General features: G+C 45.5%; 19 protein-coding genes and 1 pseudogene. 5 read left to right on the plus strand and 15 right to left on the minus strand.

Translation table 11 applies throughout. From position 1 onward, the window contains the following. Positions 1–81: 81 nt before the first annotated feature. Together pnpS and BDD39_RS11275 are read right to left on the minus strand one after the other, a co-directional pair. Entirely contained in the window at positions 82–1,836 is a 1,755-nt protein-coding gene (gene pnpS / locus BDD39_RS11270; protein WP_166910685.1) for a two-component system histidine kinase PnpS, read from the minus strand. Next, positions 1,829–2,536 carry a response regulator transcription factor gene (locus BDD39_RS11275; protein ID WP_166910687.1) on the minus strand — a complete coding sequence of 236 codons (708 nt, stop codon included), beginning with the start codon at positions 2,534–2,536 and terminating at the stop codon, positions 1,829–1,831. Before BDD39_RS11275 ends, pnpS begins: the two co-directional genes overlap by 8 nt. A gap of 432 nt (positions 2,537–2,968) precedes the next feature. On the opposite strand from BDD39_RS11275, the gene BDD39_RS11280 reads away from it, so the two are divergent. After that, entirely contained in the window at positions 2,969–4,150 is a 1,182-nt protein-coding gene (locus BDD39_RS11280) for an IS701 family transposase (RefSeq protein WP_166907872.1), read from the plus strand. A 63-nt stretch (positions 4,151–4,213) separates the two neighbouring features. Here BDD39_RS11280 and BDD39_RS11285 read toward each other — a convergent pair. The 5 genes and pseudogenes from BDD39_RS11285 to BDD39_RS11305 all read right to left on the minus strand — a co-directional run. Beyond that, positions 4,214–4,471: pseudogene (locus BDD39_RS11285) on the minus strand (hotdog family protein); the annotation flags it as partial. 90 nt (positions 4,472–4,561) lie between these two features. Further along, positions 4,562–5,500: a malate dehydrogenase gene (gene mdh / locus BDD39_RS11290; RefSeq protein WP_166910689.1), complete on the minus strand. Its 939-nt coding sequence runs from the start codon at positions 5,498–5,500 to the stop codon at positions 4,562–4,564. A 24-nt stretch (positions 5,501–5,524) separates the two neighbouring features. Continuing rightward, complete coding sequence (icd, locus tag BDD39_RS11295) at positions 5,525–6,796, minus strand: NADP-dependent isocitrate dehydrogenase (RefSeq protein WP_166910701.1); 1,272 nt, start codon at positions 6,794–6,796, stop codon at positions 5,525–5,527. A 77-nt stretch (positions 6,797–6,873) separates the two neighbouring features. After that, positions 6,874–7,992, minus strand: coding sequence for a citrate synthase (gene citZ / locus BDD39_RS11300; protein WP_166910703.1), 1,119 nt, complete (start codon positions 7,990–7,992; stop codon positions 6,874–6,876). Between the two features lie 265 nt (positions 7,993–8,257). After that, positions 8,258–8,713, minus strand: a complete 456-nt coding sequence (locus tag BDD39_RS11305; protein ID WP_166910705.1) for a DUF441 domain-containing protein — start codon at positions 8,711–8,713, stop codon at positions 8,258–8,260. Between the two features lie 114 nt (positions 8,714–8,827). Here BDD39_RS11305 and ytvI point away from each other — a divergent pair, with 114 nt between their 5' ends. Further along, entirely contained in the window at positions 8,828–9,946 is a 1,119-nt protein-coding gene (gene ytvI, locus BDD39_RS11310; protein ID WP_166910707.1) for a sporulation integral membrane protein YtvI, read from the plus strand. Positions 9,947–10,001: 55 nt separating this feature from the next. Here the strand turns inward: ytvI and BDD39_RS11315 are convergent, their stop codons facing one another. The 7 genes from BDD39_RS11315 to dnaE all read right to left on the minus strand — a co-directional run bounded on the left by BDD39_RS11315 (position 10,002) and on the right by dnaE (position 19,347). Further along, entirely contained in the window at positions 10,002–10,400 is a 399-nt protein-coding gene (locus BDD39_RS11315) for an FxsA family protein (RefSeq protein ID WP_166910709.1), read from the minus strand. Positions 10,401–10,467: 67 nt separating this feature from the next. Continuing rightward, complete coding sequence (gene pyk, locus BDD39_RS11320) at positions 10,468–12,231, minus strand: pyruvate kinase (protein ID WP_166910712.1); 1,764 nt, start codon at positions 12,229–12,231, stop codon at positions 10,468–10,470. Between the two features lie 27 nt (positions 12,232–12,258). Continuing rightward, positions 12,259–13,218 (minus strand): 6-phosphofructokinase, encoded by a 960-nt coding sequence (pfkA, locus tag BDD39_RS11325; protein ID WP_166910714.1) that lies wholly within the window; start codon positions 13,216–13,218, stop codon positions 12,259–12,261. A 177-nt stretch (positions 13,219–13,395) separates the two neighbouring features. Further along, entirely contained in the window at positions 13,396–14,373 is a 978-nt protein-coding gene (gene accA, locus BDD39_RS11330) for an acetyl-CoA carboxylase carboxyl transferase subunit alpha (RefSeq protein ID WP_166910716.1), read from the minus strand. Continuing rightward, positions 14,358–15,230: an acetyl-CoA carboxylase, carboxyltransferase subunit beta gene (gene accD, locus BDD39_RS11335; RefSeq protein WP_166910718.1), complete on the minus strand. Its 873-nt coding sequence runs from the start codon at positions 15,228–15,230 to the stop codon at positions 14,358–14,360. The genes accA and accD overlap by 16 nt, the downstream gene beginning before the upstream one ends. Positions 15,231–15,305: 75 nt before the next feature. Further along, positions 15,306–15,953 (minus strand): FadR/GntR family transcriptional regulator, encoded by a 648-nt coding sequence (locus BDD39_RS11340; RefSeq protein ID WP_279587943.1) that lies wholly within the window; start codon positions 15,951–15,953, stop codon positions 15,306–15,308. An 85-nt stretch (positions 15,954–16,038) separates the two neighbouring features. Further along, positions 16,039–19,347 (minus strand): DNA polymerase III subunit alpha, encoded by a 3,309-nt coding sequence (gene dnaE / locus BDD39_RS11345; RefSeq protein WP_166910722.1) that lies wholly within the window; start codon positions 19,345–19,347, stop codon positions 16,039–16,041. A 106-nt stretch (positions 19,348–19,453) separates the two neighbouring features. Here dnaE and ytrH point away from each other — a divergent pair, with 106 nt between their 5' ends. Continuing rightward, positions 19,454–19,795 carry a sporulation membrane protein YtrH gene (gene ytrH, locus BDD39_RS11350; RefSeq protein ID WP_166910724.1) on the plus strand — a complete coding sequence of 114 codons (342 nt, stop codon included), beginning with the start codon at positions 19,454–19,456 and terminating at the stop codon, positions 19,793–19,795. Next, positions 19,792–20,301 carry a sporulation membrane protein YtrI gene (ytrI, locus tag BDD39_RS11355; RefSeq protein WP_166910727.1) on the plus strand — a complete coding sequence of 170 codons (510 nt, stop codon included), beginning with the start codon at positions 19,792–19,794 and terminating at the stop codon, positions 20,299–20,301. The genes ytrH and ytrI overlap by 4 nt, the downstream gene beginning before the upstream one ends. A gap of 43 nt (positions 20,302–20,344) precedes the next feature. On the opposite strand, the gene BDD39_RS11360 is transcribed toward ytrI, so the two are convergent. Beyond that, positions 20,345–21,292 (minus strand): DHH family phosphoesterase, encoded by a 948-nt coding sequence (locus BDD39_RS11360; RefSeq protein ID WP_166910729.1) that lies wholly within the window; start codon positions 21,290–21,292, stop codon positions 20,345–20,347. Positions 21,293–21,412: 120 nt separating this feature from the next. Here BDD39_RS11360 and BDD39_RS11365 point away from each other — a divergent pair, with 120 nt between their 5' ends. Further along, positions 21,413–21,724, plus strand: a complete 312-nt coding sequence (locus tag BDD39_RS11365; protein ID WP_166910732.1) for a YtpI family protein — start codon at positions 21,413–21,415, stop codon at positions 21,722–21,724. Positions 21,725–21,729: the final 5 nt, after the last annotated feature.

The raw sequence follows: 21,729 nt of genomic DNA on the forward strand, positions 1-21,729 counted from the left end.
TCCCTCCTCTAGCACTCTTGTTCCTATTGTACCATGATTGCCTCTATAAATAAAAAAACGAGAACGTTTTTTCGTTCTCGTTTACTTTTGGAATCGCTTTGGAAAATGCACCGTAAAGGTCGTACCATGCCCGACTTTGCTTTTGACCGTAATGTAGCCGTGGTGCGCTTCCACTAAATGTTTGACAATCGCCAGTCCTAAACCCGTTCCGCCCGAGTTGCGGCTGCGCGCTTTATCGACCCGGTAAAAGCGTTCGAAGATACGCGGGATCTCTTTTTCCTCAATGCCAATGCCTGTATCTTTGACGTGAAGAAGAATTTCCTCCGCTTGTTCCTCAATGACGGCCTCCACTTTTCCACCTTTTGGCGTATACGTCAACGCGTTTGTAATCAAATTAATGAAAATTTGTTTCAGTCGGTTGACATCACCTTTTATATATGCCGCAGCAGGAACTTGCCAATAAAAATCGATTTCTTTTTCTTCCGCTTTGCTTTGAAAGATCGTGGCCGTTTCTTTTAACACCGCTGCTAAATCGACCGTTTCCATCTGAAGCTGAAACCCGTGCTGCTCAATTTTCGATAAATCAAGCAACTCTTGCACTAATGTTTGCAGACGTTCGCTTTCTTTTAAAATAATCGACAAAAAATGCTGCAGCGCCTGCTCATCTTTCATCGCCCCGTCAAGAAGCGTTTCGGTAAATCCCTTAATTGAGGTAATCGGCGTTTTTAACTCATGAGAAACGTTAGCGACAAAATCTTTCCGGACTTGCTCCAGCCTTTTTAGCTCGGTAATATCATGGAAAACGAGCACAATGCCTTGCCATTCGTCATTCGTACCAATAATCGGGGCGCCGTACACTTCAAAATGCTTTCGCTCGATGCCAATCGTCAGTAGCAACTGTTTGCGAATTTTTGTCTCTTTAATAAAAATTTCATTCACAAGCTGGACGATTTCTTTATGAGCAAATGCTTCCGTATACGGCCGGTACAAATAATTGGATGATTGAATATGAAAGCATTCCTTAAAGGCGCGGTTGATTAAATTAATGTAGCCGCGGCTGTCAATCAAAATAAGCCCGCTTCCGACGTTTTCAATCAGTGTATGAAGGCGATCGGTTTGCATTTCCCGAGATTTGCTGATTTCCTGCAAATTGCGGGCAAGCCGGTTAATGGATTGAACGAGCATCCCTGCTTCATTGTATTCCCCGTTTGGCACTCTTGCTTCATAATTTCCTTTTGCCAGCTCAACAGCTACTTCTGTTGCCGCTTCGATCGGCCTCATATATTGATTGGCAATTTTCAATCCGAGCAAAATAATGACAATGAGCGCGGTGCCTAGACTGCTGATTAACACTCCCCAAATTTGCTGATTCACCTTTTTCAACGAATTGGTCGGAGAGCTTAAAATGACATATCCTGCGTTTGTTCCTTCTTTTGTGTAAGGAACAATATAATAATACACATCATTCGTTTTTTCGACGATTGAAAACTGATGAAATCGTTTTTTGTGCAAAATGCCGTGAATAATCTGTTCATGAACTTGATCGCTAATATCGGCAACATGCCCGGTGTCAAACAGCACTTTTTCATTGCGGTTTAATATCGTGATGCGCGAGGACAGCTCTGCGCTCATTTCTTGTAAATCGGGGCGAATTTGCGCCAATGATTCATTTTTTAGCAAAATGGCAACCGCTTTTGCTTCTTTTTCCAGCCGTTCATTCATCGTTTCCACATAAAAGTCTTTAAATAATTGCCCAAGCAAAAATCCAAGGCATATCAATACCGTGACAATCAATGTCACCATCCAGAACAACAGACGTGTGCGGAAACTAGTCATTCCGTTTTGGCTCCTCTAATTTATATCCAAGCCCCCGTATCGTTTTAATATATAAAGGTTTTTTCGTATCATGTTCAATTTTTTCCCGCAAATGGCTAATATGAACATCGACAATACGAGTATCGCCGGCAAAATCATAATTCCATACCGCGCTAAGCAGTTGATCTCTCGTTAACACCCGGCCTTTATTTTTGGCTAGATAAAGAAGCAACTCAAATTCTTTCGGAGTAAGCTCGAGCTGCTTTCCATCAAAATATGCTTCATAGCTGTCTGGGAAAATTTCTAATTCACCAATGACGATTCGTTCATCGTCTTCCTCGGCAGGATTGGAAAGCTGCGTGCGCCGCAAGATCGCCTTCACCCGCGCGATGACTTCACGGGGGCTAAACGGCTTGGTCATGTAGTCATCTGCGCCAAGCTCGAGCCCGAGCACTTTGTCGAATTCGTCGTCTTTCGCCGTCAACATTAAAATCGGTGTCATCACTTTTTGCTGTCGCAATTGTTTGCACACTTCGACCCCGTCGAGCTTTGGAAGCATCAAGTCCAAAATGATTAACGCCGGCTGTTCACTAGCTACTTTCTCGATCGCTTCCTCGCCATCATTTGCCGTCACGACCGTAAATCCTGCTTGTTCCAAATTGTATGTTAACAGCGTGACAATCGATTGTTCGTCGTCGACAACTAACACTTTTTTGCCCATCCTTCTCCTCCGCTCTGCTATTTAGAATTAAGTTTATCCATGTTTATCATACCATAAAACTAAAAAAAACCGCCTTATGAAGCAGACGGTTTTTCATTTAAAAATTTTCTAACACCCGGCCATCGAGCGGAGATAAGACATACGGCGGACAGACGGACAACACCCCTTCGAGCACTTTTTCTTCGTTCCGCGTCGCTTTCACGGAAATCGCAATGATATGATCATCTTCATTTACTTCTGTTACCTCAAATAAAAACTGTAATTGCTCGTAATGATAGACTGGCTTCAGAAAATGGATTTCCTGCTTAGTAACTGTAGATGAGCAAATTCGCTAACATAAATTTACAACCAAACAAAAAAAGAGACATGAACCCGATTCCTTGATTAGAATAGATGTGTCACCAAAACTATTCACAAGGAGGTTCATGTCTCATGAATAGATTAGCACATCATCAAGGAATCCACAAGTTTTTCACGATGTTGGGGTTGGCCCTTTATTTTTCAAAACCTGTCATGAAGCATCTCGTTCATATCGTGGATGCGCTGACCACCAAAGGATTTGCGGGAACATTGACCGATCTTCATCATTGGAGCTTTCATCCGAACCACCGCACGACACTCAGCCATTTTTTCACGAAAAGCCCTTGGGATGAAGAGACGCTGCTTCGCAAACTTCAACAGTGGATGCTTCGTCGTGTCGAACGCATCGCCAAACAGGAGAGTCAACCCCTTTTTGTTTCGATCGATGATACGATTTGCCAAAAAACCAAGCCTTCGTCACAGGCAACGCACGCCATTCAAGGGTGTGATTGGCACTATTCTCACACAGAGAAAAAGTCGATCTGGGGACATTCTCTCGTTTGGCTCATGGTTCATACGATGACCCAGGCTTTTCCCTTTGCGTTCCGCCTCTACGACAAGGCGGCTGGGAAAAGCAAGGGGGAACTCGCGATCGAGATGCTTTCTTCTTTGGATGTACACCGTCCTGTTTATGTGCTGATGGACTCTTGGTATCCATCGCAAACGCTCGTGGAAGCTTGTCTGAAAAAGGGATTCCACGTAATCGCAATGCTCAAGGCCAATCGGCTTCTTTATCCAAAAGGCATTGCGGTTCAGGTGAGGGAGTTTGCCCGCTACATCGAACCGAAAGACACTCACCTCGTCACGGTGGGAGAAGAGCGTTATCGGGTTTATCGCTACGAAGGCTCTCTCAAAGGTCTCGATGATGCCGTGGTGCTGCTCGCTTGGAAAGCCGATCAGCCGATGACATCGGAACATCTTCACTGCGTCTTGAGCACCGACCGGGATCTAAGCGATGAAGAGATCTTGCGCTACTATGCCCAGCGTTGGTCGATCGAATGTTTTTTCCGTCAAGCGAAAGACCAGCTGAAACTCGATGGATACCGCGTTCGCGGACGTCGGGCGGTGAAACGCTACTGGATCTTGGTGCAGCTTGCTTACGTGTACAGCATGTTCGAGTCGAACAGCGATTTTTCTGATGGGCTCGATCTTCTGCGCAAGAGAAAAGGACATAGCCTCGTGGAGTTCATTTACCGTGCAGCGAAACAAAATATTCCCATTGATACCGTGAAAAAACAGCTCCACGTGGCATAAGGGGTACCCTGTTTGTCTCTTTTACATGGTAATTATTGTAATTAAAATTGCTCAACTACAGTTAGTAATATGGCTTCCCGGACCTGGCAAATATTTTGAAATGGCCGAAGTAATCATTCCCGTTAACATGACTGCTGGAACAATCGGCTTTTTCAGCGGCGTCTGGGATGCGTAATCATGCTGAATGTACAGCGGATTGGCATCATCCGTCAGCCCGAGATAAAGTAGCAAATCTTTATCTTCCATTTTCTCGTTGATCACTAATTTTTCCCCGACCGAAATTTCCGATATATTTCTCCCAAGTTTGCGCTTTTTCAGCATGTCAAACACCCCTTTGTTTTCGGAAGCGCTTTCAATCAATAGGTGACAAAAATTCGGGATGACTCCCGAATTTTTGTCTTTGCCCCTATTTTATTCTAATACGCTCATGACGCTTTTCACGGATTCTACTGATTTGGCAAGCGCTGCTTTTTCTTCTTCTGTCAGCTCTAGTTCGATCACTTTTTCGATACCATTGCCGCCTAAAATCGTCGGCACCCCTAAATAAATGCCTTCGTAGCCGTATTCGCCTTCAAGGTAAGCGATCGCTGGAAGGATGCGGCGTTGGTCTTTAATAATGGCTTCCACCATTTCGGCAAGTGAAGCAGCTGGTGCATAATAAGCGCTGCCGCTGCCAAGCAAGTTCACAATTTCGCCGCCGCCTTTGCGGGTGCGTTCGACAATCGCATCAAGCCGGTCTTTCGGAATTAATTTTTCAAGCGGAATGCCTCCGGCATATGAGTAGCGAACAAGCGGCACCATATCGTCACCATGTCCACCCAACACAAAGCCGGTCACATCTTTTACAGAAATGTTTAATTCCTGTGCGACAAACGTGCGGAAGCGGGCGGTATCCAATACGCCAGATTGACCGATGACACGGTTTTTCGGGAATCCCGATTCTTTAAATACCGTGTAAGTCATCGCATCAACAGGGTTTGTTAAGACGATAATGTAGCAGTTTGGCGAATATTTCACCACTTCTTTTGTTACTTGTTTCATAATTTTTTGGTTCGTAGTGACAAGATCATCGCGGCTCATGCCCGGCTTGCGCGCAATGCCTGCCGTAATGATCACGACATCGGATTCAGCCGTGTCTTCATAGTTAGAAGTGCCGATAATATTTGCGTCGAATCCCAGCACCGGGCTGGATTCAAGCATATCAAGCGACTTTCCTTTTGTCGGGTTTTCCAACTGCGGAATATCGACAAGGACGATATCCCCTAATTCTTTTTGAGCTAAAATAAACGCAGTGGTCGCACCTGTAAATCCCGCACCGATGATGGAGATTTTTTTGCGTTTCATTGTCATGCTCCCTCATCCTCTCTCTTATATTTATTCCATATTGCGGATCAGCGCATCAGCAAATTCGGAGCATTTCACTTCCGTTGCATCGTCCATCAGACGGGCAAAATCGTAGGTGACGATTTTGGCTGCGATCGTTTTTTCCATCGCTTTAATAATCAATTTTGCTGCTTCATTCCAGCCAAGATGTTCAAACATCATTACCCCGGATAAAATGACGGACGACGGGTTCACTTTATCCAAACCTGCATATTTTGGCGCGGTTCCGTGCGTCGCTTCAAAAATAGCATGTCCTGTTTCATAGTTGATGTTTGCCCCTGGCGCGATACCGATGCCACCGACTTGTGCCGCGAGCGCATCAGAAATGTAGTCGCCGTTTAAGTTCATCGTGGCAACAACATCAAATTCGCGTGGACGCGTCAAAATTTGTTGCAAGAAAATATCAGCAATGACATCTTTAATAATGATTTTTCCGGACTCTTCCGCTTCAGCAAGCGCTTTATTGGCCGCTTCTTTTCCTTCCGCTTCGACGATGCGGTCGTATTGCGCCCATGTAAATACTTTGTCAGCAAATTCTTCTTCCGCTAATTCATAGCCCCAATTTTTAAACGCACCTTCCGTAAACTTCATAATGTTTCCTTTATGGACAAGCGTCACCGATTTCCGGCCATGTTCAATGGCATAGTTAATGGCGGCGCGCACTAACCGTTTTGTTCCTTGTTCGGAAATTGGCTTAATGCCGATGCCCGATGTTTCTGGGAAGCGGATTTTGCGGACGCCCATTTCATTTTGCAAGAAATCAATCACTTTTTTCACTTCTGGCGTTCCTTTGGCGTATTCAATTCCCGCATAAATATCTTCAGTGTTCTCGCGGAAAATTACCATATCTGTATCTTCCGGACGTTTTACCGGCGAAGGCACGCCTTTAAAATAACGGACTGGACGCAAGCACACAAATAAATCCAATTCTTGGCGGAGCGCCACGTTTAAAGAGCGAATTCCTCCACCAACCGGCGTCGTTAACGGTCCTTTAATGGCAATTATGTATTCGCGAATCGTATCGAGCGTTTCTTGCGGAAGCCACTCTCCGGTCAGTTTATACGCTTTTTCCCCGGCAAGCACTTCTTTCCAAACAATTTTTTTCTCGCCTTTATACGCTTTTTCCACCGCGGCTTCTAACACGCGGGATGCCGCTGCCCAAATGTCCGGTCCTGTTCCATCCCCTTCAATAAATGGAATGATCGGGTTGTTTGGAACATTCAACACACCATTCGTTACCGTAATTTTTTCCCCTTGCGTCACGATCAAAACCCCCAACTGTAAGTTTTTTATGAAAAAGGTGAGAAGTCAACTTGTTTCTCACCTTATTCCCAACATCATTAGCCGCGCTGTTCAATCGGCACGTATGCCCGTCTTGCCGGACCGGTATATTCTGCCCGTGGGCGAATGAGACGGTTATTATCGTATTGTTCCAAAATATGTGCGAGCCATCCTGACATACGGCTTACTGCAAAAATCGGCGTGAATAAGTCATGGTCAATTCCTAAGCAATGATAAACCGACGCCGAATAAAAATCAACATTTGGCGGCAGCCCCTTTTCCGAAGTAACAATGTCTTCAATTTTTGCCGACATTTCATACCAATGTGGTTCACCAACTAGTTTCGTTAGTTTTTCCGACATTTTTTTCAAATGCTTCGCACGCGGATCGCCTTTACGGTAAACACGATGGCCAAATCCCATAATTTTTTCCTTATTTTCTAGTTTCTTGTGAATGTATAGCTCGACATTATCCACCGTTCCGATTTCCTTCAACATTTTCATCACTGCTTCGTTTGCGCCGCCATGAAGCGGACCTTTGAGCGCGCCAATCGCTGCCGTAATGCCGGAGTAAATGTCAGATAATGTCGCCACACAAACGCGCGCTGTAAAGGTGGATGCGTTTAATTCATGGTCGGCATGCAATACAAGCGCTTTATTAAACGCTTCCACGGCAATTTCATTTGGCTCTTTCCCAGTTAACATATAAAGGAAGTTGGCCGCAAATCCTAAATCTTTTCTTGGTTCGACAGGCTCCAATCCTTTTCGGACGCGAGCAAACGCTGTCACAATAGTAGGGATTTTCGCTTGCAGACGAATCGCTTTACGATAGTTTGCTTCTTTTGTCATTACATCCGCTTCTTCATCGTAAAGCCCCAACATGGAAACTGCCGTCCGCAATGCCGCCATCGGATGAACTTTATCGATTGGATACATTTTAAAATGTTCAATAATCTCTTTTGGAATAGCCGCATTTTCGGCTAACTGTTGTTTTAGTTCTTCCAACTGTTCTTTTGTCGGAAGCTCACGATGCCAAAGCAAATAAACTACTTCTTCAAAGGAAGCGTTTTCTGCCAAATCATCAATATTATAGCCTACATATGTTAGCGTGTCATCAATAATGGAGCTGATGCTTGAAGTGGTTGCGACAACCCCTTCTAGACCGCGTGTAACTGTCATCGTGATCTCTCCTTTTCTTTAAAATAATTCCCTTCTCCCATTGCAAACGATATAGAAGAGTGAGCGCTTGCTCGAAATAGAAGCAAAAAATTGGAGTCGAAAGTGCTTACATTTTACCGTCCTTTGATAGAACAAAGGACAAGCCATCTCCCCGCCTAAAAAATAAAGTAGGCTTATGCTTATATTATAAACAATTATCTGACTTTTGTGAATCGAAATATCCTCATTATTTTTAAATATTATCACAAAAAAATAATTTCCTACCTTAAAAATATTTTACCATTTTCATAATCATGTAAGCAATTCCCGCGCCGATAAGAGGACCGACGGCAACACCGTGAAAGAGCGATACAGCTATAACCGTTCCTAGTACAAGCGCGGCGGTCATATGCGGATCTGTCGACAATAATGTAACTCCACCCTTCGCGATTAAGGCGACAAAAATTCCAGATAAAAGCGCAATCCAAGCCGACAACGACTGCAAAGAAGCAGTGAGTTGCTTAAAGCCGATCTCCCCTGTGGCAATCGGTGCCAACACGGCAATCGTAATGATCGTAATTCCCCAATTAATCCCTTTTGCGTGGATCGCAGGCAGCCATTTGTCTTCCAGACCGATCATTTTAATGATAAGCAATGCCGCCACCGCAATTATTAGCGATTGGTTTTTCGCAATAAACCCGATGATCAATAAAATAAGCAAAAACAATACTGGTTCGCTCATTGTTGTTCTTCCTTTCTTATTCATTTCGCCCTTTCCAACATGAAACCTTGCCCTTTGCTTATACGTAAGCAAACATGTAATATATAAATATGGAAAATGTACGGAGGTGAAACATTGTCCCGCTATCACGTATATAGTTTTCTTCGTTTTTTGTTTGTCATCGCCGTCGTTGTTTTTGGAGCTATTGCCTTATATTATGTATCAACCGTTACATATCCGTTTATTATCGCATTTTTTATTGCCTTTTTAATCAACCCGCTCGTCGACTTTCTTGAAGAAAAGGCAAAGATGCCAAGATGGCTGGCGGTGATTGTGACACTGGTCGTATTGTTTGCGATCGTGGTCGGTCTGGTGACGCTGCTGATTGCCGAAATCGTTTCGGGAACGCAATACTTAGCCAATGTCGTACCAGAGAATTTTCAAACATTAGTTGCCTATATCGAGACACTTTTTGCCCAGCAAATTATTCCTCTTTATCAAGATTTGGCGGTCTTATTTAAAAATTTGGACGCTGATCAGCAAAATACGATTATGAATAATATTCAAGCCGTGGGCACACAAATCACCACCACCGTCGGGCAATTTATTCAACACGTGTTGCAAAACATCCCACGACTGCTCGCCTGGCTTCCGAACGCAGCTACCGTTTTTATTTTCTCACTGTTGGCTACGTTTTTTATTAGCAAAGATTGGCGCCGGCTCACAGGCATCGCCCAAACGATTTTGCCAGCAAAAGCGCACAGAAGTGGAAAAACGGTATTTCGCGATTTAAAGAAAGCATTATTCGGTTTTATTAAAGCGCAAGCGACACTGATTTCCATCACGACGGTCATCGTTTTAATCGGCTTGCTTATTCTTCGCGTTGATTATGCGATTACAATCGCCCTCATTATCGGGCTTGTCGACATTTTACCGTATTTAGGCACGGGTATTGTCTTCGTTCCTTGGATTATTTATACGGCCGTAAGCGGCGATATTCCGTTTGCCATCGGGTTGGGTGTGCTTTATATCGTCGTTCTTGTCCAACGGCAAATTATGGAGCCAAAAGTGCTTTCCTCATCGATCGGCCTTGATCCGCTCGCTACGTTAGTAGCATTATTTGTCGGATTTAAATTAATTGGTTTCCTCGGATTAATTGCAGGGCCGGTTGTGCTCGTCATCATCCGGACGCTGCACAGCGCCAACGTATTTCGCGATATTTGGAATTTTATCATCGGAAAGCCGACATCGTAGCCTGCAAAACAAATGCAGCAAAGAAAGAGCCTTTCGAACAAAGGAAAGGCTCTTTTTATCGATAAAATCGATAAAAATGGAAAAACGTTTTAGTGCGAAAAAACGATTTCAGCCAGCGGGCGATATACGGTTTCATCAGCGCACGCGTAAAAGGAAGAAGAAGAAACACCCCAAGTATATCGGTAAAAAAGCCTGGTGTTAACAACAGCACTCCGCCAATGAGCACACAAATCCCATCAAGAATCGCTTCACTCGGAAGACGTCCGTATGACACTTCCCGTCTTGCTTTTTCGATCACTGCCAGTCCTTGTTGTTTCACAAGCCATATTCCTATCATCCCCGTTAGCATAAGGAAAGCAAGCGTAGGCCATATCCCGATCAATTTGCCGGAAAGAATAAACAGAGCGATCTCCAAGGCTGGAATCACGATAAATATCCCGACTATCCATTTCATGCTTCTCCATCTTCCTTTCGAAAGAAAAAATAAAAACAGAGAAATAATTCTCTGTTTTTATTATACCTTACAACACGCTCGCATGCCCTTGATAAATCGCGCCGAATCCGGCGTCCACCGTAATTTCCTGCCCATCTTTTAAAATCGATGTCGCATTTTCCACACCGACAACGACCGGAATGCCAAGGCTTAGACCAACGACGGCGGCATGGCTCGTTAATCCGCCTTCCTCGGTAATGATGGCCGCCGCTTTTTCTAACGCCGCCATCATGTCTGCATCGGTACTGTTTGTTACTAAAATTCCGCCTTCTACCATTTTTTGGAGCGCTTCTTCTGCCGTTTTCGCAATTACCGCTTTTCCGAAAGCCGACTTGCGGCCGATGCCTTGCCCTTTTGCAATAATGTCGCCGATCACATGCACTTTCATCAAGTTCGTCGACCCCGTTTCTCCAACCGGAACTCCCGCGGTGATGACGACTAAATCACCGTGTTTGACTACTCCTGATTTTATCGCAGCATCGACGGCAATATCAAGCATTTCGTCCGTTGTGTTTGCTTGTGGCGCCACTTGCGAATATACTCCCCAGACAAGCGCTAATTTGCGCGATACGGATTCGCTGGAAGTAACAGCGACAATCGGGGCTTTCGGACGATATTTCGATACCATATACGCCGTTCTTCCACTGACGGTTGGCGTGACAATCGCCGCCACGTCTAAGTTTAGCGCCGTATGCGCCACCGATTGTCCAATCGCATCGGTAATCGTCGTTGCGCTTTCTTTTGTCCGCTGCTCTAATATGTCGCGGTATTGCAACGCCTGTTCGGTACGCAGCGCAATTCGATGCATCGTTTTTACTGCTTCGACTGGATAATGCCCTGCCGCTGTTTCCCCAGATAGCATCACCGCATCAGTGCCGTCGAAAATCGCATTGGCGACATCGCTTGCTTCTGCTCTCGTAGGTCTTGGGTTGCGCTGCATCGAATCGAGCATTTGTGTCGCCGTAATAACCGGTTTGCCAAGCATGTTGCATTTTTTAATGAGCACTTTTTGGATCAATGGCACTTCTTCTGCCGGGATTTCGACGCCAAGGTCGCCGCGCGCCACCATCAATCCATCGACGACTTCCAAAATTTCGTCAATATTATCAACGCCTTCTTGATTTTCGATTTTGGCGATGATTTGAATATGTAGCGCGTCATTTGCCTCGAGCACCTCGCGAATTTCCAATACGTCGGAAGCTCTCCGCACAAAGGAAGCAGCGATAAAATCAATTCCTTGCTCGATGCCGAATAAAATGTCTTGGCGATCTTTGTCTGTAATCCCCGGCAGGTTGAGACGAACGCCCGGTACATTAACCCCTTTTTTGTTTTTTAAGACGCCTTCATTGAGCACTCTCGTGACAATTTCGCGCGCTTGCTTGTCAATGGAAACAACTTCTAATCCGATTAAGCCATCATCTAAAAGAATTTTGGAACCAGGGACGACATCGTCAATCAATCCTTCATAGGTCACCGAAATTTTCTCCGACGTTCCGAGAACTTCCTTCATCGAAATAACGAGCTGCGAGCCTTCTTTTAATTCGACAGCGCCGTTTTCCATGTCATGAGTGCGGATTTCCGGACCTTTTGTATCTAACAAAATCGCCACCGTTTTTCCCGTTCGCTTCGCCGCTTCGCGAATGTTTTGGATGCGCCGTCCGTGTTCCATATGGTCGCCATGCGAAAAATTTAAACGCGCGACATTCATCCCCGCTTCGATCAGCTGCACGAGCTTGTCTACACTCTCACTGGCAGGACCGATCGTACAGACGATTTTCGTTTTTCGCATCATCATTTCTTCTTCCTTTCCACTGGGGAATTAAATGGATAGCTCTTTGGACAACATATACATTCTTTGATCCACGGTATGCTTGTTTGCCAATGCTTCGACAATATCATGATCGACAAGCTGATTGTTTTGAATGCCAACGCAACGGCCGCCTTTTCCTTCTAGCAATAGTTCGACAGCCCGGGCACCTAAACGGCTGGCGAGCACACGGTCAAACGCGGTTGGAGAACCGCCACGCTGCACATGCCCTAACACCGTAACGCGCGTCTCAAATCCCGTTGCTTCTTGAATTTTCTTGCCGAACTCAACGCCGCTTCCAACTCCTTCAGCAACGATAATAATGCTATGTTTTTTGCCGCGATCATGCCCGCGCTTTAGCCGCGCAATAATATCGTCCATGTCATACTCTGCTTCTGGAATCAAAATCGTTTCCGCTCCTCCGGCAAGTCCGGACCATAACGCAATATCCCCGACATGGCGTCCCATTACCTCAATCACATATGTCCGCTCGTGCGATGTTGCGGTATCGCGGATCTTGTCAATGGCGTCAATCACCGTGTTTAATGCCGTATCAAACCCAATGGTAAAATCCGTTCCAGGAATGTCATTATCGATCGTTCCCGGCACTCCGACACATGGAAATCCGTGCTCCGTTAATTTTTTTGCGCCTTGATAGGAACCGTCACCGCCGATGACGACCAGCCCTTCAATCCCATGCTTTTTCAATTGCTCAATTCCTTTCAGCTGGCCTTCTTCTGTTTTAAATTCCGGACAGCGCGCCGTATATAGTATTGTACCTCCACGATGGATAATGTCGCCGACATCACCCACTTCTAATTTTTTAATTTTCCCAGTAATCAAGCCAGCATACCCATGATAAATTCCAAATACTTCCACACCATGATAAATCGCTTTGCGCACAACGGCGCGAATAGCCGCATTCATGCCCGGCGAATCTCCGCCGCTTGTTAACACACCAATACGTTTCATGTTGTCACCTCGTTTATTCATTATTGACAAACGTCTGACCTCATACCTCTACAATACTTTAACATCTATAAAATAACATGAAGGTGGGGAAGAACACAATAGACAAGCTGTTACATATTTGTTAAAACGGCTTGCAATATTAACAAAGCTGTCCCTTTGACGGAGACAGCCCTGTTGTTATCTTACCCGAAGGTCATCGCGGGAAAACGCAAATTGCCCGATTTGTTTAAATTTTTCATATCGCTGCTGGACTAATGTTTCGCCATCCAGCTTTAGGAGCTGCTGTAGCGATCGCTTCAACACCTTATCGATCTCTGCCGCCTGTTGATCGACATCGCGATGGGCGCCGCCGCGAACTTCTGGAATAATTTCATCAATCACCCCTAGTTCTTTTAGGTCGCGCGCGGTAATTTTCATCGTTTCCGCCGCACGCTGAGCAAGCGCCGCATCTTTCCATAAAATCGCCGCCGCCCCTTCCGGGGAAATGACAGAGTACGTCGAGTTTTCAAGCATATGAATATGGTTTCCAACCCCAAGCGCCAGCGCACCGCCGCTTCCACCTTCGCCGATTACAACACAAACAATCGGCACGGTAAGCCCTGCCATTTCAAACAAATTTCTGGCAATCGCTTCGCTTTGGCCGCGCTCCTCCGCTGCTTTTCCCGGATAGGCCCCTTTTGTATCAATAAAACAAATGATTGGGCGCTGGAATTTTTCCGCCTGTTTCATGAGGCGCAATGCCTTGCGATACCCTTCTGGATGCGGCATGCCGAAATTGCGGCGAATGTTTTCTTTCGTATCTTTTCCGCGTTGGTGGCCAATCACCGTCACAGGCAAGCCATCGTATTTGGCAATTCCGCCAACAATCGCCTCGTCATCGCCAAAGCAGCGGTCCCCATGGCATTCTAAAAAATGCGTAAACAGCCGCGCGATGTAGTCAAGTGTTGTCGGGCGCTGGGGATGACGGGCGATTTGCACACGATCCCACGGAGTTAAGTTCGAATATATATCGTTTTCCAATTTGGCAAGGCGCGCTTCCAATTTTTCAATTTCCGCGGAAAAGTCGACCTCGGCGGTTTTCGTAAACTCTTTTAACTCGCTGATTTTTTTGCGCAATTCAATGAGCGGCTTTTCAAACTCTAACTCTGCCACCATCCGTGTTCCCCTCCTCCTTGATGAATATCCAGCACCGTCGTCAACGTCTCTTTTAGGTCATGACGGTGAATGACGGCATCTAGCTGGCCATGTTTCAACAAAAATTCCGCCGTCTGAAAATCTTCAGGAAGCTCCTCGCGCACCGTTTGCTCAATCACACGGCGGCCAGCAAAGCCTATGAGCGCCCCCGGTTCGGCAAAATTATAATCTCCAAGCGAAGCAAAGCTTGCCGATACCCCCCCGGTAGTCGGGTGCGTCATCACCGAAATAATCAGACCGCCTTCATCGCTGAATAATTTTAACGCCGCGCTCGTTTTTGCCATCTGCATTAAACTTAATACCCCTTCCTGCATGCGCGCGCCGCCGGAAGCGGTGAAAATAAGAAACGGGACGTGGAGTTCTCTCGCTTTTTCAATGGCCCTTGTAATTTTTTCCCCGACGACAGAGCCCATGCTACCCATCCGGAATGCCGAATCCATGACGGCGATCACCAGTGGATGTCCATTTAACGTGCCTTCCCCGGTGACAACCGCTTCATTTAAGTTTGATTTACGGCGATCTTCTTCAAGCTTTTCCATATATCCCGGGAACTGCAACGGATTGACGGAAATCATATCGGCGTCATATTCGCGAAAGCTGCCTTCATCTAACAAACTATCAATTCGCTCCCGCGACGGCATCGTATGGTGATAGCCGCAGCTCATGCAAACACGCAAATTTTTCACCAATTCTTTTGTATACATAATTTTTTTGCATTTCGGACATTTCGTCATAATCCCCTCTGGAACTTCGTGCCTCACTTGCTCGGAAGGAATCGACGCATATTTCTTCTTTTTGATAAATATGTCTTTCCACATGAGGCATTTCCCTCCTTCACTTTGACTCTATGTACTACTGTATCGAAAATGAATCATATTTTTTGTAAAACGATGTCATTTCTCTTTCGACAAAGGAGGCTGCGCATATGTTTTCCACATTTCCGTTACAACAGCCTCATCCCGCTTCGCCAATGCTTCTAGCATCTGTTCATAAAATACATCCGGCAATGAAACAATGCCGCCGATCGTGGCGGAAAAGCTGTGCAGCACACGCCAAATTCGTTCGAGTAAATAGTTGCGCGCCGCCGCTGTCGCCCACTGAAAAAACAGCTCATAATTCATTGATTTTTGTCGAACGTTTTTTTCAAGCCACGCCAAATCTTTTTCTTGCCAACGCTGGCAGGCAAGCTGCAGACAAAGCTGTTCTATAAGCCATTTCGTTTCCGCCAAATCTTCTTTTGCCCGCTTATTTTGCAAAATAAACGTGCCGAGCAAGTCAATGAACTGATGATTGCCTACGTCTGTAATGTACGTTCCTTCCCCCCGCCGCGTTTCAATTAAGCCCAGAAATTCGAGCGCCCTTAGCGCCTCGCGCACCGAAGAGCGGCCAACTTGCAGGCGTTCTGATAATTCGCGTTCAGAAGGAAGCTTATCGCCGGCGACAAGCCCGTCATCGTGGATGATCTGGCGGATTTGTTCCAACGTTTCGATATATACTTTTGCGTCTTTTACCGGTGATCCCTCCCTAACATGCCATCGCAACCATATTTTCCTCATATTCCCATCACTGGTCTGACCACCTAATGTCTATACGATATAACAAAATCGCAAAATAGTAAAGAAGTAATTATTTTACTACAATATGTTCATGCCCAAAGAGCTCCTTGAACGCCGCTATGCTTTCATCGGTTAAAGAGACATTGTACTCTTCCGCCAATTTCACCATCTTTTGCTCTTGTTCGTAATAAAGAAAAACAGGAGTGTTTCCATGATATTTTCGCAATAACGCTTTTAAAGTAAACAATTTCCCAGCGGCCATATGTTCTGGGCGAATTTTTATATAAAGTGCTTTCGTATCAAGAGGAAGCACTTGACGAATCACCAGCTGCGGCTTCCCGGCGCGGACATCTAATTTTCCTTCCAATAGCTGTACGTTTCCTTTCTCTAAAGCGGAAGAATAACGAGAATACACTTCTGGAAACGCTACCGCAACCATCTCCCCGCTCTCATCGCTAATAGTGAAAAAAGCCATTTCTTCTCCCCTTTTCGTCCGCGTTTTTCTTTTTTCGGCAATATATACACCCACCTTCGTCAAGGAACCCGCCTTGCTTTTGCATACGCTCAAAATTGGTTTGGCGCCAGCCAAGCGAAATGCCTTTTGATACGCCGATGTCGGATGCGGGGAAATGTACACGCCGAGCAATTCTTTTTCATACTCCAGCTTCTCTTCCAACGACAGTGCAGGGGCTTCCACATATTTTGGCTTTAAGGACAAATCGGCAAGCAAACCTTCTTCCATATACGGGCCCATGAGCTGGGCGTGCTCTAACGCGACATCCACACTTGCTAATAATGACGCTCTTTCCACTCCGAACTCATCAAAACAGCCTGACAAAATAAGCGACTCGATCGTTTTTCGATTAATGCCTTTTCCAAATAGGCGCACGCAGAAATCAAAAAAGTCAGCAAATTCCCCTCTTTGCCGTTCTTGAATAATTGCCTTGACCGCGACTGTCCCGACATGCTTAATGGCAGCTAAACTATAGCGGATTTTTCCCTGTTCTACTGAAAAAGCGTAGCGGCTGCGATTAATCGCAGGCGGCAGCAATGTAGTCTGTTTTTGCCTTGCTTCATAAATGTACAAAGACAGTTTCTCCTCATCGCCGATGACGCTCGTCAATAGAGCAGCATAAAAACAAAGGGGATAGTGGGCCTTCAAATAGGCGAGCTGGTAAGAAAGCAAGGCATAGCTGACCGCATGGCTGCGATTAAACCCGTAGTTGGCGAAACGGACGATCATATCGTATAGTTCATTAGCGAAAGTTTCCTCATAGCCGTTCTGGAGACATCCTTGCACGAATTCACGGCGTTGCTCGTCAAGCAGCTCCTTTTTCTTTTTGGCAACGGCGCGGCGCAGCAAATCCGCTTTTCCTAATGAAAAGCCGGCAATGTTGGCGGCGATTTGCATAATTTGCTCTTGGTAAATGAGAACGCCGTATGTAGGCGCCAAAATGGGCTCCAAATCAGGATGAAGATAGGAAACATGTTCTTCGCCGTGCTTTCTTTTGATATAAACGGGAATATAACTCATTGGACCGGGACGGTAGAGCGCATTGACAGCCACGATATCTTCAAACTGCGACGGTTTCAGCTCCCTTAGTACATGCTTCATTCCCTCCGACTCTAATTGGAAAATGCCGTTCGTATCTCCATTGCTTAATAATTCGTATGTTTTCCGATCATCTAGCGGAAGCGAGCGGATGTTTATCGATTTTCCTGTTTGCCGCTCGATAAGGCGGCATATATGTTCTAGGAATGTTAACGTGCGCAAACCGAGAAAATCCATTTTCAACAAACCAAGCCGCTCCAGCACATCCATCGGATATTGCGTTAAATACCATTCGCCATGGCCTTGCTGTAGCGGAATCATTTCCGCCAGCGGCTCGCTGCTGATAATCACGCCAGCCGCATGGGTGGATGTATGACGCGGCAACCCTTCTATTTTCATCGCCGTCGCCATCCACTTTTGTAATAAAGAAGAAGCTTGCACCGCTTGACGGAAAGCGGGGGATTGCTCATATACTTCTTGAATCGTTACTCCCGGCTTATTCGGAATAGATTTGATGATAGGTTCCACCTCTTGCGAATGAATTCCCATCGCCTTGCCAACATCGCGGAGAGCCGCTTTGGCGCCGAATGTACCAAAGGTAATGATTTGCGCGACATGCTGTTGTCCATATTTGGCGGCGACATATTGGATCACTTCTTCGCGGCGGTCATCAGGAAAATCAATATCGATATCGGGCATCGACACCCGTTCTGGGTTTAAAAAACGTTCAAAAAGAAGGCCGTACTGGATCGGATCCACATCGGTAATATAAAGGGTATACGCAACAAGCGATCCGGCCGCCGATCCCCTTCCCGGTCCCGTCGTAATCCCTTTTTTGCGCGCGAAATTCATTAAATCCCAAACGATCAAAAAATAATCGCTGAAATGCATTTGCTCGATGATATGGAGTTCGTACTCAAGCCGTTTTCTGTAAACATCGGAAGGGGACGAAACCCGTTCATTTAGCCCTTTTAGGCAAAGCCGCCGCAAATAGCTGCCGGCGCTTTCCTTTTCCGGAACCGGGTATTTCGGCAGTTTTAATGTGTCGAATTCGAGATGAAGATGGCATTGATCGGCGATTTTCTTGCTGTTTGCTAGCGCCTCCGGCAAATCAGAAAACCGCTGTTCCATCTCCTCCGACGATGTGAAATATCGTTCTCCGATAACGTTTTTTTCTTCTTTCATTTCCGTTCCATGTTTAATTGCCAATAAACAGCGCTGCACAAACACGTCTTCTTTTTCGATATATTGGACATCGTTCGTTGCCACCAGCGGGGTGCTAGTTTCTTCTCCTAAACGGATTAGCTCCGCTTCATACGGTTCGCGCTCCTGTTCCCTGCGCTGTACCGAAAGATAAACATCCGTCCCAAATATTTGCTTATACCGTTCTAACACTTGTTTTGCTTTTTCTATTTCGTTATCAGCGAGCAATGTTTCAATTTGCCCGCTTTTTCCTGGGGTTAGCGCAATTAATCCATTGCGATAATGCCATAGGAATTTTTCTGGAATTCCTTCTTGTGTTTTTGTTTGAATCGTACTGCTTATTTTCATTAAATGGCGGTAACCTGTTTCATTTTTTGCTAATAAAACGAGCGGATATGCGCTTTCCCCCTCCAGCGCAATGTCTGTGATCATTCCGATAATCGGCTGAATGCCGTAGCGTTTGCATTCGATATAAAAAGGAATCGCCCCATACAATACATTTTCATCCGTCAACGCAAGAGCGGAAAATTGCAACTCTTTCGCCTTTTTGACTAAATCGCTGATTTTCGTCGGGCTTGTCAGCAAGCTGTAGCAGCTGCGAACGTGAAGGTGAACAAACGACAATGCTCTCCCTCCTTTTTCTTCATTATAGAAGACAAAACTTTCTCTTGGCAAAACATACTCTTTCCTACTCGTCCATATACATAGTTAAAGGAAAGGTGGGAGAAGCATGAACGAAAAAATCGCATTTTTGCCTGCTTTTATTCAAAGTTATTTTATCGCTGTCGGCGTGCTGTTAGGTGGAGCGATGATCGGGGCGCTTGGCGCGTTTTTAAGCGGAGAGCAGCCGCTCACCGCCATGTATCGTTTTGCTGGTGATTTGCGGATCTGGGCTGTTGTCGCTGCCATCGGTGGAACGTTTGATACGTTTTATATGGTGGAACGGGGATTCTTTTTTGGAGAGACGCGCGATATTGTGAGGCAGTTTCTTCTTATTCTTGCAGCGATGGGAGGCGCGCAGACAGGCGTTACCATCATTACTTGGCTGACACAGGAGCATATTTCTTCATGAGGATCCCTTCCTATTATCGCTATCCAACGTGGCAGCGCTTTTTTGCCGGCGTTGCGATCGGAGCGCTCATCAGCTGGGTCGTTTTTTTGCATTTATTCGGCGTCCTGCAGGAAAAACAAGTCCGAAAAATAACCGAGCTCCAAGATAAAATTGCCGATTTGGAAAACGAAGTTCGTATTTGGCAGGAAGACTACGTCAAAATAAATAAAGAGAACAAAAAAAAGTTGACAGTACAAGAAATTTCTGTCCATCTCGGCAACGCGAAGCAATATAAACTCGACTCTTATACGACATTTCGCATTGAAGAAAGTGTAAAGGAAGATATTTCCAACCTTATCGCAAAAGATATCGAAACCGTTTATAACAGCCGGGAATTATTAAAGCGAGCGATTGAAAATAAAACATACATCATTAACGAGCAACCGTATAAGCTGGAAATTCATCAGCTGTTTGTCTTTACTACCTTGTCGATTGAACTAAAATTAAAGCCGCTGCCTTCCTCATAAAAAGAAATGTCCCGGACTCAGCCAACCGGGACATTTCCGCGTTTTATCGGGACCGGCACGCCGCTTTCAAATCGGCAATGACATATTCCGCATCTTCCCAAGAGTAAATGGAAGCACCCGCAGCGAGCGGATGCCCGCCGCCATGATATTTTTTTGCTACTTCATTGACGATCGGTCCTTTGGAACGAAAGCGGACGCGAATTTCCTTTTCTTCCTCAATAAAAAATACCCACGCGACAATTCCTTCGATATTGCCAAGAAGGCTGACAAGCTGAGAAGCCTCGGAAGCGGTAACGCCATATTGTTCCAGCAGGGCTTTTGGCATTTTTACCGCCGCCACTCCCTCTTCCGAGACGGTAAAGTTTTGCAGCACATATCCACTTAAATGTGCGACGTTTAGTTTCGTGCGATACAAGCCGTCATATAGCTCCGTTAAGGAGAATCCATATTGGATGAGTTCGCTCGCATAGCGGAACGTTTTTTCGCTCGTGCGCGGAAAAAGAAACCGTCCGGTATCGCCGACAATTCCTGCATAAATTAAACGCGCGGCCTCTTTTGTCATCACCAATCCATCTTCTTTACCGGCCAAATAAAATTCATAAATCATTTCACTCGTGGAACTGGCGTTTGTATCCACCCATACTATATCCCCGTATGGATCCTCGTTCGGATGATGGTCAATCTTAATCAACTTTTTGCCAAGACGGTAACGTCCGTCGCAAATCCGCTCCTGATTCGCTGTGTCACAAACGATCACAAGAGCATTATCATAAGCCTCGTCGTCGATGACATCCATCCGCCGTAAAAATTGCAATGACTCTTCATCCTGCCCAACCGTATACACCGTTTTTTCCGGAAATGAAGCCCGCAAAATCTCCGCTAATCCCCCTTGTGACCCGTACGCGTCGGGGTCTGGCCGCACGTGGCGGTGAATGACAATCGTATCAAACTGTTGTATCGCTTTTAAAATTTCCAAACATTTTTCTTTCATTTTTCTTCCCCTTTTGCGCCTGTATTTTTTCATTATACGTAAACAAGCAAGATCCTTGCTAGAATTCTTGCTCATTTCTATGTACAATAAGATAGAAAAACAACATGGAGGGTTTGATTTATGCCAACACTTGTAATTTTCATTATATTTTCCTTTTCGTTTTACGTCTATTATAAAATCAAATATTTTCGTTCCCGTCGCCCGCTGGAACGGCGCTGGCTCTCCGCCAAATCGAGCATTGCGCTCGGATTGTTTGTCTTTCTGTTTGGCCTGAATCAGTTTTTTATTCATTCTTCTACTGTCGCCTATATCGTCGGGACCGTTTTCTTGCTGATGGGCGCCGGAAGCGCATGGGCAGGCTATCGCGCCTACAAATATTATTTGCCGCTCGTCATTGAAGAAGCAAAACAAACAGCAAAAAACGGGGCGTAATCTGC

Origin of the sequence: Saccharococcus thermophilus (genome assembly GCF_011761475.1) — a bacterium.
In the GTDB taxonomy this organism is placed as follows: domain Bacteria; phylum Bacillota; class Bacilli; order Bacillales; family Anoxybacillaceae; genus Saccharococcus; species Saccharococcus thermophilus.

What these genes read in the sequence shown, in the direction of transcription:
- pnpS (WP_166910685.1), bottom strand. Translation starts at nt 1,836, where the DNA reads ATGACTAGTTTCCGCACACGTCTGTTGTTCTGGATGGTGACATTGATT.
- BDD39_RS11275 (WP_166910687.1), bottom strand. Translation starts at nt 2,536, where the DNA reads ATGGGCAAAAAAGTGTTAGTTGTCGACGACGAACAATCGATTGTCACG.
- BDD39_RS11280 (WP_166907872.1), top strand. Translation starts at nt 2,969, where the DNA reads ATGAATAGATTAGCACATCATCAAGGAATCCACAAGTTTTTCACGATG.
- mdh (WP_166910689.1), bottom strand. Translation starts at nt 5,500, where the DNA reads ATGACAATGAAACGCAAAAAAATCTCCATCATCGGTGCGGGATTTACA.
- citZ (WP_166910703.1), bottom strand. Translation starts at nt 7,992, where the DNA reads ATGACAGTTACACGCGGTCTAGAAGGGGTTGTCGCAACCACTTCAAGC.
- BDD39_RS11305 (WP_166910705.1), bottom strand. Translation starts at nt 8,713, where the DNA reads ATGAGCGAACCAGTATTGTTTTTGCTTATTTTATTGATCATCGGGTTT.
- BDD39_RS11315 (WP_166910709.1), bottom strand. Translation starts at nt 10,400, where the DNA reads ATGAAATGGATAGTCGGGATATTTATCGTGATTCCAGCCTTGGAGATC.
- pyk (WP_166910712.1), bottom strand. Translation starts at nt 12,231, where the DNA reads ATGATGCGAAAAACGAAAATCGTCTGTACGATCGGTCCTGCCAGTGAG.
- pfkA (WP_166910714.1), bottom strand. Translation starts at nt 13,218, where the DNA reads ATGAAACGTATTGGTGTGTTAACAAGCGGCGGAGATTCGCCGGGCATG.
- accA (WP_166910716.1), bottom strand. Translation starts at nt 14,373, where the DNA reads ATGGTGGCAGAGTTAGAGTTTGAAAAGCCGCTCATTGAATTGCGCAAA.
- accD (WP_166910718.1), bottom strand. Translation starts at nt 15,230, where the DNA reads ATGTGGAAAGACATATTTATCAAAAAGAAGAAATATGCGTCGATTCCT.
- ytrH (WP_166910724.1), top strand. Translation starts at nt 19,454, where the DNA reads ATGAACGAAAAAATCGCATTTTTGCCTGCTTTTATTCAAAGTTATTTT.
- ytrI (WP_166910727.1), top strand. Translation starts at nt 19,792, where the DNA reads ATGAGGATCCCTTCCTATTATCGCTATCCAACGTGGCAGCGCTTTTTT.
- BDD39_RS11360 (WP_166910729.1), bottom strand. Translation starts at nt 21,292, where the DNA reads ATGAAAGAAAAATGTTTGGAAATTTTAAAAGCGATACAACAGTTTGAT.
- BDD39_RS11365 (WP_166910732.1), top strand. Translation starts at nt 21,413, where the DNA reads ATGCCAACACTTGTAATTTTCATTATATTTTCCTTTTCGTTTTACGTC.